The sequence below is a fragment of the Aequorivita capsosiphonis DSM 23843 genome, from assembly GCF_000429125.1.
In the GTDB taxonomy this organism is placed as follows: domain Bacteria; phylum Bacteroidota; class Bacteroidia; order Flavobacteriales; family Flavobacteriaceae; genus Aequorivita; species Aequorivita capsosiphonis.
The window spans coordinates 101,205-117,774 of the sequence record NZ_AUBG01000001.1; the positions used below are offsets into that span (position 1 = coordinate 101,205).

Sequence of the window (16,570 nt, forward strand, 5' to 3'; positions counted from 1 at the left end):
TCATTGATATTATAGATGGAACAGACAATTAAAAGTAAAAATAATAGCGCTTTTGAAGATAATCATTTAACATTTAACCCTAAAAACTTAAATGCTAAATATGGTTGTTCTGTACTTTTCAATGATGGTAAATCGCAAAATGAAGTTAGATATAAATTAGATATCTCTTTCATTGGAAATATAGAAGATAGAAAAAACATATTTTTAATTAATAGAGAGGAGAAAGTTTATGTAAATGATATTATACAAAATAATTTCATAGACAAATTAGGATTAGAAACTAGTAAATGCCTCTATCCATTAGAAATTAAAACAAATTCTAATGGTAAGCTCGTTGAAATTTTAAATTTTGAAGCCATATCAAGTAGATGGAAAAAAACTAAAGAACGATTAAGAGAGGATTATAAAAGTAGCTTAACGGAAAAGTATATTAATGCAACAGAAAAATCACTAATATCTAAGGATGTTCTGTTAGGTAAAATAAATAAGGATTGGTTTATAAACCTTTATTTTAAGTCAATCTATAAGTTCTATTCCGAAGATTTATACATTGATGAAAAGTTAAGTTATCCCATTCTTGGCAGTGTAAAACCGGTAGAATATACAGTAAGAAGTAAGATTCAGTTAAATGAAGATACCAATGACATAAGATTGGATATTAACGGTAATATAGATGATGAGAGATGTGGATTAGATTTAGAACAAAAGTTAGATAATCCTCATTACAAAGAATTGGATAAAAACGAAAAACCCTTATTAGGATCTTGCAATCTTATCTATCTATTTGAAGGAGAAACAGGTGTTATTAAAGCTATTGAAGCGGAATTTGAAACACATTTTACAATTCCGAAAAAGATTTTAGTTAAATTATTTTTACTGAAAAAATTAGAGGATAAAAATGCATTTCTAATAGAGGAAGAAAAAGAAACTAAAACTGGGTTTTGGTCAAAAATATTTAAATAATAGGAAATAATTATGAGTCAGAAATATGCAGTTATACAAGGTGCTACTTGCAAATGTGAGTTTGGCGACTTTCCGGACAAGTTAAAAGTGCTATCTCATAAAAAGTATTATGCAAATGATCCTGATGGAGCAGATAAATTAATTGCTACAACGATGGAGTTAGGCGGTGCTACATTCGAAAAAAACACCTTTGGTCAATGTAAGCTACAACCTACAGGAAGCAGCTTTAAACCTTGTCAAATTGTAGTTTCTAAATGGGATAAATTTTATAAAGATGTAGAGTTGGGAAATGGTGGACAAGTTTTATTGGAAGACAGTAGAGCAACCTGCCCAATAGCCGGTAGTCCCTGTATCAGTATTTTAAAACATGGACAGTCTATGGCCGGTAGCTCTAGTAGTGCCAGTGAATCAAATAAAGAAGTACAACGACAATTAAATCCGTTGGTTGATGTAAACATTCTTGAAAACGAAGAATCTCATATTGAAGAAGTAATAGTAAGTTAGTATGGCTATAGGTATTAATAAAATAGTAGTAATACATAAAGGAGAAGAGCATACTTGGAAACGGTTTTATATAAGAGCTGGAAAAAAAATTCAAGTTAAAGCAGAATACTATCCAGACACCCCAGTAAGTAAAAGGGGAAGTGCAAAATGGATTGTAAAACCAAAAAAAGATTCACCCTTTAGTAAAAATGATCATGGATTAAAAATCGGTGATTCTAGAAGTATATCTCTTCCAGCAAAATATTGTGGTCCCAAAGAATTTGTCATAGAAGCGTTTATGACTCAACCAGAAAACAAATATCCAACGCAATTGGTTTTTTATGGTAAAGCCCCAGAAAAAATAATTAGTACCAAATGGAGTAAAAAAGAAGGGGGTGCTGATTTGAAACAATCACACATCAAATATGGAGAAGAGGTTTGGTTGAATTTAGATACCGAAGGTTTAAATGGTGCTATTTTAGAAGTTGACATATATAATGATCAATGGAGAGATGATGGGTATGTTTGTACAATTACTAATGTACAATGCCTTTTTGGAGAAGTCAACCTTAGAATTGGTAATACTGCTACTTGGAAAGATTCTACTGGTTTAATATTTACGGAGATAGAAAAATTTTATGCTCAAGTAAGGAAAAGTGGAAGTAAAAATCTTGTTACAAATGAGGGAGGAAAAAAGTTTCTACACGTTTTTAAGGAAACGGTAACAAGAGAAGTTACTAAACATAAAAACGCTAAACCTTTTACTGTAGAAGAAAATGAAGTAAATGTTGAACGCTATGAATTATGCCGTTTTACCAAAATAGCCATTACAGAAAAAGGAGAGGCTCCCATTACTCTTTTTGAGGAAGGTAATGTAATATTAGATAACCAAACAAAAACCTATTTTCAAGCTAGTGCGAGTATTCATTTTGATTTTAATAAGTCTAATCTAAGATCTGGAGATAAGGCCAAGCTAGACGGCTTAGTGCAGCTTCTGTTAGATAATCCCTACCTTCCGGCAGAAATTGGAGCACATTGTGACAATAGGGGTTCACACGATTACAATGATAAACTTTCCATACGTAGGGCCATAGCTACCGTAGACTATTTAGTTTCCAGAGGTGTCTCGAAAGATACAATTAATGCCAGAGGCTACGGAGAAAGAAAGCTACTTATAGAAGGTGATGATTTGTCTGAAGCGGAGCATCAACTCAACAGGCGTGCAACAATAAGGTTTAAAATCTTTGGAGGTGATGCAGAGAGCATTGTCTATCAAACTATTGCTCCAGATATTGAAAGAAAAAAGGAGCTAACGCTAGATATTACAGATTACAAGACCGAGGAATGTCTTAGAAAGTTTAATCCCGATAAAAAACACGATTCAAAAGTTGTTAAGGTTATAGAACAAACAACTAACAGTAAAAATAGGACTTACACTAAGGACGGCACACAACCAATTAACTATAAAGTATATTCAAGTCTTTCAAAAACAACATTCGCCCCTTTCGATTATATATTACCACATAAAAGTTCAATAAATATTTTTAAGTTTTATATAAATAGTTGTAGGTATTATGCCAATAAGGAAAAACCAGCTGTAATAATAGAGGTATACCCAGATATTAAATGGGATTTTCACATATTTTTAAATCTAAGTAATTCTCCCAGTGTAAAATGGCAAAAACTTGGTTACGCTAAACATGCAGAAATGCAAAGTAAAGCTGGGAAAATAGGTGCGGAACAAAAGTGGAAACAAGTAGATATAGATTTTGGAGTTATCCTTGAAGCACAATGGAATAAAATTTCAGAAACAACTTATGAAACCAAAGAGGAACTAACTGTAAAGTTTGAGTCTAAAATTAAAAAGTTTTATGAGATTTTTGCACAACTTAAAGATGCTTCAAAAATTATTACTGGCAAAACAAAAGGTAAAGCAATTAAAACTGTTGGTAAAAAATTTCCTCTTGGTGTTGAAATTAAGCCCCCTAATTTATGTTTAGGTGCAGAATGGGAATTAGCAAGAGGAATTCAAAATAATGTTGAGGTTAAGGAGCTAGGTACAAGTTTTGAGTTCTATTTAAAAGCCGAACCTTTATTAGGGCTAGAATTAACTCTAGATTTATTGCAAATGGCCATTGGAGCAACTGGACCAGCAGCACCGATATTATCTGCAATTAGATATTGGTTACAAGACAGTGAAACTACTAACCTAACGATAGACCTATATGTAAATTTAATTATATTTGGTGAGATTAAAACCGAATTAAAGTTGAAATACAATACAGCATCAGATAACACAGATACAAGTCGAGAAATTACCGCAGATGCTAAAGCAACAGTTGGTTTAAGGATTGAAGCTGGTTTAGTAGTGAAAGCTAAAATGGTCGTTATTGTTGCTGAATTCTATGCTCAGGCCTATGCTAAATTTGAAGGTAAGGGCTCCATAACTTTTGGACACAAACTTATAGCTAACAATAATGGAATAGCATATAGGCCACACTTAATGTTTGATGGTATTATTGCAAAAGTTGAAATAAAAGCAGAAATAGGCTTGGAAATAAAAAAAGGTTGGTTTCAAGGGGACTATAGCAAGAATCTAACAGATTTTAAAGAAGAATATAATTTAGTTGATCCTTTTGATATTATTAAATCAGTAGAAAAATTAACAGGAATTAGCGCAAATATTAAAATAATATAATAAAACGATATATGAAAACAATAATTAAAATAATTTTAATGACATCTATTTTCCAAGCTTGTACGTCACAATCAGATTTTGATTTAACGCAACTTACGCTCAATGGAGAAAAAGTTAATGCCTTAGTTACTAAAGAAATGAAGAATCAAGTATTCCCGTTAGGCAATACAGAAAATGAGTACTTAAATGTAAGAGATGATAAATTTTTAAATTTTAATGGTACTAATTTAGTAGGGCGTCAAAACCCTAATAGTGAGAATGGAGTTAATGGTGTTTCATTTTATTACAATAAAAATGACAGTGTTATTTATAAATATGAAATTTATATTTTTTCTGACAAACAAGCAAGAGATTTGGTTAGTGCGTTAAATGATAAGTTGGGTAAACCACAATTCACACATTTTAAAAAACCAGAAGATAAAGATAACAATAAGTTTGATGCTCTATTGTGGGAAGATATCACAAACAATAAATTATATCTCCTAAACTACGGATTAGATGGAACAGTTAAAGCAAAACTTGAAGTAAAAAATAATTCTTCGGACATTGAAGAACTGAATATAATTGGTGCTTTTGGATATTGGGAAGATTATTTATATGTTAGGAAAAGAAAAAACAATCCACATTTTTCTTATCAAGATTTTATCAAAGAAGATTTAGAAAGTGATCCAAACTCATATTATAACGCAATTACCAAATAAATTTGTATTAAGTAAATTAAGAGTTAAATAATGAAAGAACCCTATTACATGATTGACTTTAATGCAGCCGCTTGTCTATTTGAAATTCGAGTGAATGATCAACCCGTACTAACTATGAATCTTGAAGGACAGGCTGCAACTAGAGTACCTGTTAATTATGCTATACACCAAAGTGGTAAGCAAGAAGTATCCATAAAAATTTTACCACTGTTAGGAAAGACAAATTTATCTCCCAAAGCGGAGTTAAGTTACACTGTAAAACTTTACAATACAGTTAATGGTTTTGAATTGATAGACGAATATAACGGCTTTGAATCTGAAGAAATAGAAGATAAAGTGATTCCAATGATATCCAATTCAACTTTTTTTGATGCAGAAGTTCCATATAAATTAAGAGATTACTGGATAGAAGGAATTGATATCAAAAAGATAAAAGATTATGATGAAAAATTAAGGAATGCGTATCGCAAAATTATAAATATTATAAAAGAAGGAAATTATGACGCATTTGCTAAAAAAATAGCAGATAGAGAATATAACATGTCAACTTCTATGTATTTATCTACCAAAGAGGCAAATAGTAGAATTAGAAGTATTATAAACGATTTTAAAAACGGTTATGACCATGTCATTTTTGAGGAAGATTCAGTTACAATCATTTCGGCTTATGGAAAAAAAGCAGCCTTAAAAAAATCTAATGGCGAACCAGCGTTGGCTTTTGGAAACAAAGAAAAGCAAGAACAGCTAATGCTTGATATAGAATTCTATTTTAATAAAGAAACCAATGCTTTCGAAATTATATAAAAAAACATCTTGTTCAGTTTCTCTTAGTATTCTTTATTATAACGGTGCCTAGTCTAATTCAAGATTCTTCAACCGCGGTAAGTTTAAATTGTCTGTCTTATTTCTTTCTTTGTTCTGCCATAAAAATTAAATTCAAGGATTATTAAATTTATAGCTTAACCTTTTCTACAGTTTTTTGACACAGTCCATTTCAACTCTTGGACAAAAATGATGAAATTTATAAATCAGGAAAATCCTATCTCGATGGTAACTAAAATAAAATACAACTTTTTACTGATTACCTTTTTATGCCTTGTGCTGCAAGGGTGTACTTCTCAAAACACAAAACAATTTGGAGAGGGCTTATACGATTTAGACGCTATTGATTTTACAGTGCCGCTAGATACTTTAGCTATTAAAATACCCTACAATATTACTTTACCGTTAACAGATGGTTATTACGACAAAGAATTAAAAAAAGAAGTTGTTACAGATACTTTTGCTTATCAACGTAAAATAAAGGGACTTAAAAGTTTTAATGATAAAACAAACTCACCATTATTTTATTTTATAAATACTGATTTTAAGACAGGCTTTGTAAGTTTTTACTTAGATAGAAATGAAAATTTTGTAGCTTTTTCATTTTTTGAATCAAGAGAAAAACCCTTCGACGATATTCTTAATGTTTTAAGGGCAAAATATAAACAATACGAGGTTTCAATAAAAGAAGATGATCAAGTAGTGGATTATTATGGTGCTGAAAAATACAAGTGGAAAACAAATGATAAAATTATTGAAATGGTAAGAACAACCAAAGAATCAGATGGAAAATATACTTGCAACATTTCAGTAATAAAAAGTAGTACCGATTTAAATAAGTTTCCTGTTGATAAAATAAACGGACTATAATTTTTCTTCCCTAACAGATTAATTTTCTATAATTTTTTTCTACAGAATTATAAATCATTTTTAACAATATTAAAAAAATAAACCAAAATATCAAGAATGGATTCTAATTTAGAGCACCCTTTTTACGAAGTAGAAATCAAAACCAGTGGTTGTGTTATAGAAATATTAATTAATGATATTCCTTCATTTTCTAATTATAAAGAGGGTGGTATGGCTGTAGATTGGCCTATCAATGAATGTATATTAAAAAGTGGTGTACAATTGTTTAGTATAAATGCAAAGAAATATCCTGATGAAGAAAAGTTTAAGGAAAAAGCAACGATTTCTTTTAAGGTTTTTGTGAGAGATGCATTTAAATCTACGGTAAGAAATGAATTATATGAAGAAGTTCCGCGCATACTTGTTTTTGAAATTCCTTTGATTGATTTTAAAGGGAAAGAAGTGCAAAAATATACTTATTCAGGTAACTTCCGTGCTACAGTTCCATATATAATTGATAGTTGGAAAGATTCTGTGAGTTTCGTCAATGACGATAAAGAGAATTTATTAAGCGAATTATATTCTTGGTATAATAAATAAATAATATTTTTAAGAATAGTAATGAAGCTGAATATCATAAAATAACATTGGATAGATTTAATGATTTAGCACAAGTGTTCTATCTTGATGAAAATGCTAAAAATGAAGTTGCATCTAGGATGTTTTCATCTATACACACTTCTATAGAAAAAGTACCTCTTGTAGATTGCGAATTAGGTGTTTTCTGAAATGGTAAACTCGTAGGGATTAAATTCCCTAACGAACCTTTTGGATTTAAGTATAGATCAACCATAGAAGGCAAACCAGATTTTGTAGAATTAGTCCTATTTCATCGAAAGCAAAAAAACGGTAACTTATCTATAATTAGATGATATCTCTAATTCATTAAAAAGGTATTGTTTAATTAACAGTTTAAGCTTTCAACCATAAAGGTGGCGATATGGTAGTGATTGGTGGCCATAGTGGTACCATTATTACCAAGACGGTCCACATTATGCCTCCCATAATGATGTTACCCTCCAAGATATATTAATGCGAACATTTACCGGTTACGATAAATCCAAAATGGAAACGGTCATCGCACCAAAAAACAATGCTCCCCTCCACTACTCTGTCCAGAACAACGAAAGTTCGTGGCAATATGCTGCCCGATTGGCGGCGCAATACAGCGAATGGTTTTATTATGATGGTAAAAAACTGATCTTCGGAAAGCCAGAAGATGGCGAGGCCACTCCCCTAATCTATGGTCAAGACCTGCAGGAATTTAGTATGGAGTTAAACCCACAGCCAAACAACTTTAATTATTTTACTAATGATTATCTGGTAAATGAACAGCATCAAAAGAAAACCTCCGAAATTGCCAACGCCAGTGGATTTAACGGTTTTGCCAGTGAGCGGGCCGCAAAAATGTATTCCAAGGAAACCAATGTGTTTATAAACGGCTACAGTGACCCTCAGTCCAAAAGCCGTTTGGACAAACAAGTGGAGCAACAGAAAAAAGCTGCTGACCAAAGACAGGTAATCTTAAAAGGAAGCAGTGACAATCCTGGAGTTGCCATCGGAAAAGTGATTAAGATTATAGGTGAAGACGAACATTACGGCAGTTACCGCATAACCTCCGTTACGCATATAGCCAACGAAAATGGCCGTTATCAAAACAATTTTCAGGCAGTAAGTGCAGATATGGATGTATATCCGCACACAAATTTTCAGGCTATCCCAAGAAGCGAATCCCAGACCGCAGTAGTTATGGAAAATGCCGATCCAGACGGAATGGGACGAATTAAAGTTCAGTTTGCCTGGCAGAAAAAATTCGGTGGGATAACACCTTGGTTACGTATTGTAACACCCCATTCGGGAGGCGAAAAAGGATTTCATTTTATCCCGGAGATCGACGAAGAGGTTTTGGTAGGTTTTGAAGGTGGAAATGCGGAGCGGCCTTATGTTATGGGGTCTCTTTATCATGGTAGTCATCGCCCAGAGAGCTGGAAAACAAAGCTGAATGATGTTAAGGCAATCCGAACAAGAAGTGGGCATACTATTGAATTGAATGATACCGATGGACAAGAATTCATTACTATTACGGATAAGAACAAGAATCTTATAACTATTGACACCGCAAGTAATAGCATGACAATTACCGCCTTGGAAAACATGACTTTGAATTCAAAAAATCTTGACATAAATGTTCAAGAAAGCATGAATATTTCTGTTGGCGAGAATAAGAGCGAAAGCATAGGCAAAAGACAAACACTTTCGGCCAAATCAAGTACTATTCTAATTGAAGAAAAAGCAGAATTTCAAGCAGAGGAATTGGTTAAAAATGCAAAAAAAATAACAATGAACAGCACAAAAGAGAATATGGATTTATCAAGTGCAAAGCAAGTTGTTTCTAATAGTGGTGAAAAAAATATTCTTATCTAATTATGGATTTCGGTACAGATATAATCAATAAAAAAGATGATGAAAGACAAAGCGCTAAAGCTTTTATTTTCAACAACGATTTGGTTTTTCCATATATTAAGGGAACACAGGTTTATCTGGTAAGCATAAAGTATTTCTCCAATGATGAGGAGCAACCATCAAAAAGATTAGATTATAAAATTGCATTGCGATCTGGCGAATCAAAAAAGAGTCATTCTTTGGCAATTGAAAAGTTCGATTTTTTCATAAACAACCAAGAGCCTAACCTAATAATTGAACAACTGTTTGACGAAATAAACAAAACTATTTATCCTGTTCATTTAGATGTCAACAAATATGGAGCAATAGAAACGATAAGCAATTTAGAAGATATTAAATCCAGATGGGAGAAAAAGAAAACAAAATTAAAACAGCAAACAACAGGAAAAACATTTTACGATACCTGTCGAGCATTTGAAAAGTTATGTAGTAACCCTGTTAAATTCGAAATGACTTTTGAGAAAGATCTATTCTTTTCTTTATTCTTTAATTCATTTTATAAGAGTTATGATAAAAAAGAAAATGATGAAAAGCTATATAATTTTCCTATCATTCCTTATGCTCAACCTTTACAATATAAAGGTAGTTGGGTTCTAAAATCAAAACTTTCAAAATTTGAAACTTTGAAACTTAATTTTAGTGGAAACCATAAATCCGACCTATTTGAATCAGACTTGGATATTGTATGTCATTTAAATCCTGAGTTAAAATTACCTGAAATTCTTACTGCAAGTTGTTTTTTGGAATATAGAAATACAAAACAAACTAAAACGGTGGAAGTTAGCATCGCTAGAAGTCAAGATCATTATAGCGATTTAGAAGCTCCAAAAATAGAATTGGAGCAAAAAGAAGTAAAAAAGAATAAGAAGTGGCCATTTAATTTTTTCAAATAGAAAATCAGAAAAAAATGAGTGAAAAGAAGCTAGTGTGTAAAGGCGCAATTGTGGAGTGTCAATTTGGAGATGTTCCAGACACCCTCTTGGTGCTCACACAGAAAAAAAATTACATCAACGATCAAGCGGGCAGTCAAAAATTAATTGCAACAGATAAAGAATTAGGCACTCCTTTTCAAGCAAAAACATTTGGACAGTGCAAGTTACAACCCACTGGCAGTAGTTTTAAACCTTGTATACCTGCAATTACGGCTTGGCAAGGCGCATTCCAAAAAACCCAGCTAAAAGAAAACCAAGGCTATCCATTGCTTGAGGATAGCAAAGCTACTTGTGCTATTGCTGGGTCACCCTGTGTTAAAATTAACTTTCATGGGCAGGTTGCCGAACCATCAGCTCAAAATGTTGAAAATACAGACGAAGATATTACAGCCCAGCTACTGCCACAAATTAATCCAAAGATAATGAAGGATTTATCTCCTTACGACGGTCTTGCAGTTGTATTGGAAGGAGAAGAATTTAAAAAACAAAATCGTGAAATTGATGTTGAGATTACAACACTTAAAGTAACTTTTGTACCATTGGGAATTCCTGATTTTAATGGAAATGTGGAGAATGAATATTTAAAATTCAATATCAGCATTACCGAAAACCCAGCTGAAAAGATGACAGTAGAGGTTTTTAAAAATGGGCAAACACACTATAAAGAGGAGATAACTAGCGGAAATATGTTAGGTGTGGGAAATCACGAATGGAAATGGGATGGTTTTGATAATTATGAAAATTATAACAGCAAAGCATTAAAAGAGGACGATTTTGAAGTTGAAGCAAAAGTTTGGTTAGATGGACAGGAAAAATCGCACAAAACTAAATTGGAAAAGACAAAACCCATTGGAAAAGATTGGGTGGATGTTGATATTCAGCGAAATCTTAAGTCGATGATTGTAACTTTAAGAATAAATCTTAGAGACGGTGGAGAGAGAGGGCTGGATGGAGCTAGCAATATTCCTAAATCCGTCATTTCATATTACGGACATCCACCCATTGCTTCTCGTACTTTGTCTTTTGCAGACTTGCGAAAAGATGCGCTAAAAGGTATAGAAACCTATTGGAGTAGAAATGATAAGTCCCGTGCTAAAAAAACGATGATTAAAGGTGAAAATTGGAGTATTTCTGTAAAGGCAGAGCAAAGTAAGGGTGGAATGGATGCGCCTAAATTAATATTTTTTACAAATAAAATACTAACGCGATTTAATCGTTCCCATAATTTTCCTGGATCAAGAATTTTATATTATAAAACAGGTTATCTTTTTGATAAGGATTGGAAAGAAACAGATACAAGATCGGACGAATACAAGAATAAGGGTTGGTTTTACCTTTCAGGATTATTTGCTAATTCATCTTTTAAAGCCACCTCGGCTCATGAGATTGGACATCAAATTTTATTGGCATATGGTGGAGCTTTGTATTCAGCTAAACACAAGGGTACTTCAACAATTTGGCAAAATCCAATGAAGGGTAGTCGATACAAAGAATTTGGCGAAATAGACATTATGGAATATGCAGATGAAGATCGTCCATCCAATTATTTTTCAAGAATCGTTGTGGCGGAAAAGGATTTACTTAGTACAATATGGTTAACCAAACTCAAAATAAAATGATAAGAAAATTACACTATATTATGTTTTTGTCTTTATTTTTAATGGGTTGCAAATCAAAAGAAAAACTCATTCATCGAATAGAGGGATATGTCTATATAGATAAAACCAATCCTGCAATCGGTCTTGAGATTTTCTATCCTTATAAAATTGAACCAATGTTATGGTCTTACCAAAAATTGACAATTACCGATGAAAAAGGTTATTTTTCAATAGATAGCATCTATCCTCGTAAAAATTCATTTGTTAAATTTAATCAAAAAAAGGATTCAATTGATATCAATTTATATATTTCTAAAGATGAAAATGAATTTTGGAAAGAAGAAAATGAGTTTAAACCAAAATACATTTTAAAATCAAAAGTCGATTCCATAATTAAATTGGATACCATTTTTTTGAAGAAACTCAAAATTAAAAAATAATCGCTCCTTTGAAGACCGTGCACTTCCAAAATGATTTAAACGGCTCATTTTGGCTATCTAATATGAAAATAGTTTTAAAAATGAAGATTATGTTTTTTTTATTGGTTGTTTGCAATAGTTGCATTACATATACTATTTTACCAGAGACTCAACTTCACATAAAAGACATTAAAAACAACCCATTGGCGGAGGTAGTTATTGGAGGTTATAATCCATATGATTCAACTTATACCAGTTACGATAAATCTGACAATCTAGGATTGATTATAATTAAAGAAATAAAATCGAAACAAGCTTTTATACCCTTAGCTGAAAAACCTAACTTCAGAAATTTAGAATTTGATTATGTTTTAAAAAAAGAAGGATATAAAGATTTTTTACTAACACTTTATCCAAATGCCGCCAAGTTTAGGGCAGATACTATTTATATGAAAAAGTTAAACTAACCGAAGACTATAACAATTATTGTTAAAATATGTCAAGTAACAAATCTATATAATTAAGTGTTTTTTCTTAAAACAAAATAAGTGCCCATCACAATACAATATCATTATGAACGACGATATAATTATAGTAGCATCCCAAGGAACCAACGAAATTACCGTAGGCGATAACAGCAAACTTATGGTAGTGAAGAAAGGAGAGGAAAGATCGCTCACGGTAAAATCAGATACAGAGCCACGGTGGGTATGGATAGCTACTGAATATATTGAGGCGGCAAAAAAAATATTATCTGGACAAAAATTTGAGGAATGGGGAGAATGGGATTCAAAAAATGCCGATAAAGTAATTGATAAGTATGGTATCTTCAAACAATATGTTATCGGTAAAGGAGTCTCCACCAAAATAGGTCAAGATGACATAATACTAAAAGGAACCATCTATTATTTTGAAGCATTTAGAGAAGTACCCACATTAGAAAGAGGGCATTATGTAGCCACTATAGATAAGCCACAAATATTATCAGCGTATTTTGCCCAGTCTAAAGATGCGTACAAATATCCAGGAGAGGCTGGCACAAGCCAAGTATATACTTACAAGAGTAGTTTAAAATTATATGTGCTTTCCCACCTTATCCCCGATTATACAAAACCCTACCACAATTTTGCGTTATTTGAAGTTACAATTTGGGATCGAGAAAATGATTCAGAGATTACCACCGAACCACTTCAATTTTACCAAAAAACTATTAATGGTAAATTTACTGTAAATACTATTACCGAACTGGACTTTATAATTGATGAAAAATGGAGGGATAATGCAAATCATACTAAAGGAGAAAAAGAATACTATGCAAAAATAAAAACTACAATTTATGCAAATGAAGATGCCGTAAAAGGATCTGTAGATGAAAATGGATATCTTATAAGCGCTAATGAAAACCCAAGCAACAGCGGTATTCTTAAATTCACTAATAAATTTAATGCAGTATCACCCAATAATGAAGAAGTTACTGTAACCTTTACCTCAGAAGACGAGGCTGCAAGTAAATATGAATACTGGTGGTTCTTTGAAGGTAGAGATGTTAATCGCGGCATCCATAATGCGAGTAACTACAAAAAAACTGTTTTGGATGAGTATCTTACCAAAGACGGTCAAGTTTTAGAAGACCAACAAGTTACTTTTAAGGTACGGTATGAAACTATGGATGTTATACTCGACCAATATGAAGCAAAGAAAAATAATATGTTTGCCGTTGTTGGCGATATTGAATATGTCTCAATGGAAACAGAGCCCTGTAAATATTCAAAAATCACCATAGAACATAAAAGTAGGATGGAGCCGTACGTTCTTTTCGACGAATATGCCAAGACCAACAGAGTGATTGATCATACAGATCTTGTGTTTGGTATAGTTGCCGGAGACACTAAAGAGAAAATAACAATCAAGGCCGAGGGATTGGAAATTCAGTCCTATCAAGCAAGTGGAGAAAAGCCGCCAGTTTGTTTGGGTATTAACACCAGACGTAGAATTAGGAACGGAAAAGTAAAAACAAAAAAGGTCAAGCATAAAAAAGAAGAAGAGTTCCTACACAATACCATTGAGGATGTTTTTAATATGCAACAAGCATATATACTCTTCCCGGAGAATCGAATGGTAACCACAGGTGATACAAATATTGATGCTGGTGATAAAACAATAGATATTTCAAGTCAAGGAATCGATTACAAGCCATTGAAAAATGGGATAGAATTAGAAATTGAATACCTCTATAATAAAAATTATGATAATCGAATATTAAATTTCTTGGCGCAAGATGCTACTTTTTTGAAAGGAGGAGCGATGAGTATCATTGAAAAAGCGTGGCTTATCAAATATCTTTTAAAAGTGGTGAAAAATGAAAATGTATTTCAATCCTATTATATTCCTATTGGTACGTGTAGATATCCCAATCAGCTTGCAAAGATAAGAGTATATCCAGATATGAAATGGGCCATAAACTTTAACTACAACATTAAAGATCCATTATATTATGAGAATACGAACGGTATGTTGGATTATTATAATAAGTCTCAATCCAAAGGAGAGCAATTTCCAATTCTTTCAGATGATCCGTCTGGTAATATAAAGAAAAAAAGAGATGCAGCAATTAAGAAAAAGATTTCGGCAGAACTAAGCGGAGAACTTAATTTAAACTTAACAGACTTTAAATTATTTGTAGAATGCGAATACAGCGGCGGTAAAAAAGAAATTATTGGCGATACCTTTGCAGAGAAATTTAGAGGAATGCTATCCCCTATTGTTTGGGTTAAGGATAAAATGGACAGTGTATTAGGCGTTACGGACGCCGCAATAGAAAGTGAAAGATTGAAGAAGGTTGCAAAACCTGGGCTGTTAAAAAGACTCAATGAACTGCCCATGTCTTTTACCCTTCATGCACCTGCAGTTGGTTTTGGAGTTGGCATTGGTTATGGGGCAACTCAAGGTTACAAAGTAGGTTACGAACTAGAAGGAAAAATTATTGCAAATCCAATCATTGCAGCAGATGTGACTCTTGATGTCCTTGCTTTGGGAAGTAAATTTAAACCTTGGGGAGCAATCATCGATGCCTTAGATATTGCTGCTTTTTTATTGGAATTTTGTTCAGGAGGAAAAGTTGAAGCAGAATATAAAATTGAAGTCAAGCTAACCGCAGAAATTATATTGGTGGGTGAAAAAAAAGCTGAAAATTCATACGCCCCTGCTAACATTAAATATAATTTTGCGAGTAAGAAGTTTGAGTCTGTTGATATTGGACTTACAGGACGACTAAGACTAGATATTACCTTTGAGTTTGGGATTAAATTAAAAGGTATCGTAAAAGCTGCAAAAGGTATTGTTCCCGAAGAAAAAGACAAAGAAATGAAGGAAATAGCCGGTGCTGGTATTGCAGCTGGAGCAACATCCGAGGTCTCTCTAACTTTGAGTAAAAACTTCGGAAAATCTAATGACTTTACAACAGATTTTTACTTTTCTGGGGTTACGGTTTGGATTAAATTTACATTTGGTCGTAAGAAAAATAAAAAACCATCTACTTACGATATTGTACCAGCTTTAGATAAAACTTTTGATGTATTAAAAAACAAAGGAACATACGAATGATAAAAAAAACAGTATTGATTGTGCTAACTATTATTATGATAAGTTGCAAAGGCCCAGAAAAAGACAAGACTTTTAATTTAAATGATACTATGAATTACAAAAGTAAAATTTCCAAAACACAATACTATTTGAATTACAATTTATTTATGTCTTACGAGATCTATATCAATGATGTCAAGATCACAAACAATATTGAGTCTGGCCCTGTTTCTGGCTTGGAATATTTAAATGAGTATATATTAAGCTCAGGAAAACAGACCATACGTTTAATTGATCGCACTTATAGAGAAAATCCAAATATCCCCGACGATTCGTTTCAACGAATGAAAATGGAGATATTTACGACAGATGAAAATGAGGAAAATCAAGCGATGCTCAAAGCGCTTGAATTCCCAAAAACCTCCGTTCCTAAACCCTATTATTATGAGAACACTTGGGAGTTTGAAGCTGAAGTACCTTACACGTTAGAAGGTTGGTCCAATGGTGAAGATTTGACCAAAATGGATGAAAAGGAATTAATGAAATTGACGGTTGCCAAATTTGAACAACTGCGTCAGCTTCTAAATACTGGAAAGGTCGATGAGTTTATAGAAGAAAATGCAAAGGGTTATGAGGAGTTTGTAATTTCTAATTATTATCAAAAAAAATGGGCTGAATATGATGAAAATATTAGAGAAGGGTTTGCTGATCAAAGAGGTAACTTACTTCCGTTGGAACATTATCAAATGCGAATCTCTGGCAATGGCAAATTGGTAAGTTTAGAAAGAATAGATAAAGAATTTCGTGGGGAAAGTGCTTTGTTGGCTGTTGATAAAGAAGAAAATACTTTATATACCAACAGAGTTTATTTATTTATGCCAAAAGGCTCTCACACATTAAAACCTATACGTCTTATAGTCGATTACGGAATCGCTAAGTTCTAACTAATCTAAACTCAACCAATATGCGCAACAGTCAATTTCCATATTAAAAGCTTGAA

At 32.6% G+C, this 16,570-nt stretch carries 15 protein-coding genes and 1 pseudogene; 15 read left to right on the top strand and 1 reads right to left on the bottom strand.

All coding sequences use genetic code 11. From position 1 onward, the window contains the following. The first annotated feature begins 15 nt into the window (after window positions 1-15). From G440_RS0100605 to G440_RS0100635, 7 genes are all read left to right on the top strand, one after another. Entirely contained in the window at window positions 16-963 is a 948-nt protein-coding gene (locus tag G440_RS0100605) for a hypothetical protein (protein WP_026449521.1), read from the top strand. Between the two features lie 12 nt (window positions 964-975). After that, window positions 976-1,467 (top strand): DUF4280 domain-containing protein, encoded by a 492-nt coding sequence (locus tag G440_RS0100610; protein WP_026449522.1) that lies wholly within the window; start codon window positions 976-978, stop codon window positions 1,465-1,467. Window position 1,468: 1 nt separating this feature from the next. Next, window positions 1,469-4,144 carry an OmpA family protein gene (locus tag G440_RS0100615; RefSeq protein WP_026449523.1) on the top strand — a complete coding sequence of 892 codons (2,676 nt, stop codon included), beginning with the start codon at window positions 1,469-1,471 and terminating at the stop codon, window positions 4,142-4,144. 11 nt (window positions 4,145-4,155) lie between these two features. Beyond that, window positions 4,156-4,845 (top strand): hypothetical protein, encoded by a 690-nt coding sequence (locus G440_RS0100620; RefSeq protein ID WP_034258709.1) that lies wholly within the window; start codon window positions 4,156-4,158, stop codon window positions 4,843-4,845. Window positions 4,846-4,875: 30 nt separating this feature from the next. After that, window positions 4,876-5,649 carry a hypothetical protein gene (locus G440_RS0100625; protein WP_026449525.1) on the top strand — a complete coding sequence of 258 codons (774 nt, stop codon included), beginning with the start codon at window positions 4,876-4,878 and terminating at the stop codon, window positions 5,647-5,649. Window positions 5,650-5,856: 207 nt separating this feature from the next. Next, window positions 5,857-6,537, top strand: coding sequence for a hypothetical protein (locus tag G440_RS0100630; protein WP_034258713.1), 681 nt, complete (start codon window positions 5,857-5,859; stop codon window positions 6,535-6,537). A gap of 96 nt (window positions 6,538-6,633) precedes the next feature. Next, a complete protein-coding gene (locus G440_RS0100635; protein ID WP_026449527.1) occupies window positions 6,634-7,116 on the top strand; it encodes a hypothetical protein in 483 nt (160 codons plus the stop codon). Between the two features lie 79 nt (window positions 7,117-7,195). Here the strand turns inward: G440_RS0100635 and G440_RS21130 are convergent, their stop codons facing one another. Further along, the gene (locus G440_RS21130) at window positions 7,196-7,369 is read right to left on the bottom strand and encodes a hypothetical protein (protein ID WP_157417779.1); all 174 of its coding nucleotides are present in this window, start codon (window positions 7,367-7,369) and stop codon (window positions 7,196-7,198) included. A 230-nt stretch (window positions 7,370-7,599) separates the two neighbouring features. Between G440_RS21130 and G440_RS21565 the strand changes: the two are divergent. The 8 genes and pseudogenes from G440_RS21565 to G440_RS0100670 form a co-directional block, all read left to right on the top strand. Then, a pseudogene (locus G440_RS21565) lies at window positions 7,600-8,208 on the top strand (contractile injection system protein, VgrG/Pvc8 family); the annotation flags it as partial. Window positions 8,209-8,259: 51 nt separating this feature from the next. Further along, window positions 8,260-9,000 carry a phage baseplate assembly protein V gene (locus G440_RS21570; protein WP_425393611.1) on the top strand — a complete coding sequence of 247 codons (741 nt, stop codon included), beginning with the start codon at window positions 8,260-8,262 and terminating at the stop codon, window positions 8,998-9,000. 2 nt (window positions 9,001-9,002) lie between these two features. After that, window positions 9,003-9,932, top strand: coding sequence for a hypothetical protein (locus tag G440_RS0100645; protein ID WP_026449529.1), 930 nt, complete (start codon window positions 9,003-9,005; stop codon window positions 9,930-9,932). 14 nt (window positions 9,933-9,946) lie between these two features. Further along, on the top strand, window positions 9,947-11,590 hold the full coding sequence (locus G440_RS20880) for a DUF4280 domain-containing protein (RefSeq protein WP_084426523.1): 1,644 nt from the start codon (window positions 9,947-9,949) through the stop codon (window positions 11,588-11,590). After that, window positions 11,587-12,009 (top strand): hypothetical protein, encoded by a 423-nt coding sequence (locus G440_RS0100655; RefSeq protein ID WP_157417781.1) that lies wholly within the window; start codon window positions 11,587-11,589, stop codon window positions 12,007-12,009. Before G440_RS20880 ends, G440_RS0100655 begins: the two co-directional genes overlap by 4 nt. An 89-nt stretch (window positions 12,010-12,098) precedes the next feature. After that, window positions 12,099-12,455 (top strand): hypothetical protein, encoded by a 357-nt coding sequence (locus G440_RS0100660; RefSeq protein WP_157417783.1) that lies wholly within the window; start codon window positions 12,099-12,101, stop codon window positions 12,453-12,455. A 106-nt stretch (window positions 12,456-12,561) separates the two neighbouring features. Then, window positions 12,562-15,591 carry a hypothetical protein gene (locus G440_RS0100665; RefSeq protein ID WP_026449532.1) on the top strand — a complete coding sequence of 1,010 codons (3,030 nt, stop codon included), beginning with the start codon at window positions 12,562-12,564 and terminating at the stop codon, window positions 15,589-15,591. Further along, on the top strand, window positions 15,588-16,514 hold the full coding sequence (locus tag G440_RS0100670) for a hypothetical protein (RefSeq protein WP_026449533.1): 927 nt from the start codon (window positions 15,588-15,590) through the stop codon (window positions 16,512-16,514). Before G440_RS0100665 ends, G440_RS0100670 begins: the two co-directional genes overlap by 4 nt. Window positions 16,515-16,570 lie beyond the last annotated feature (56 nt).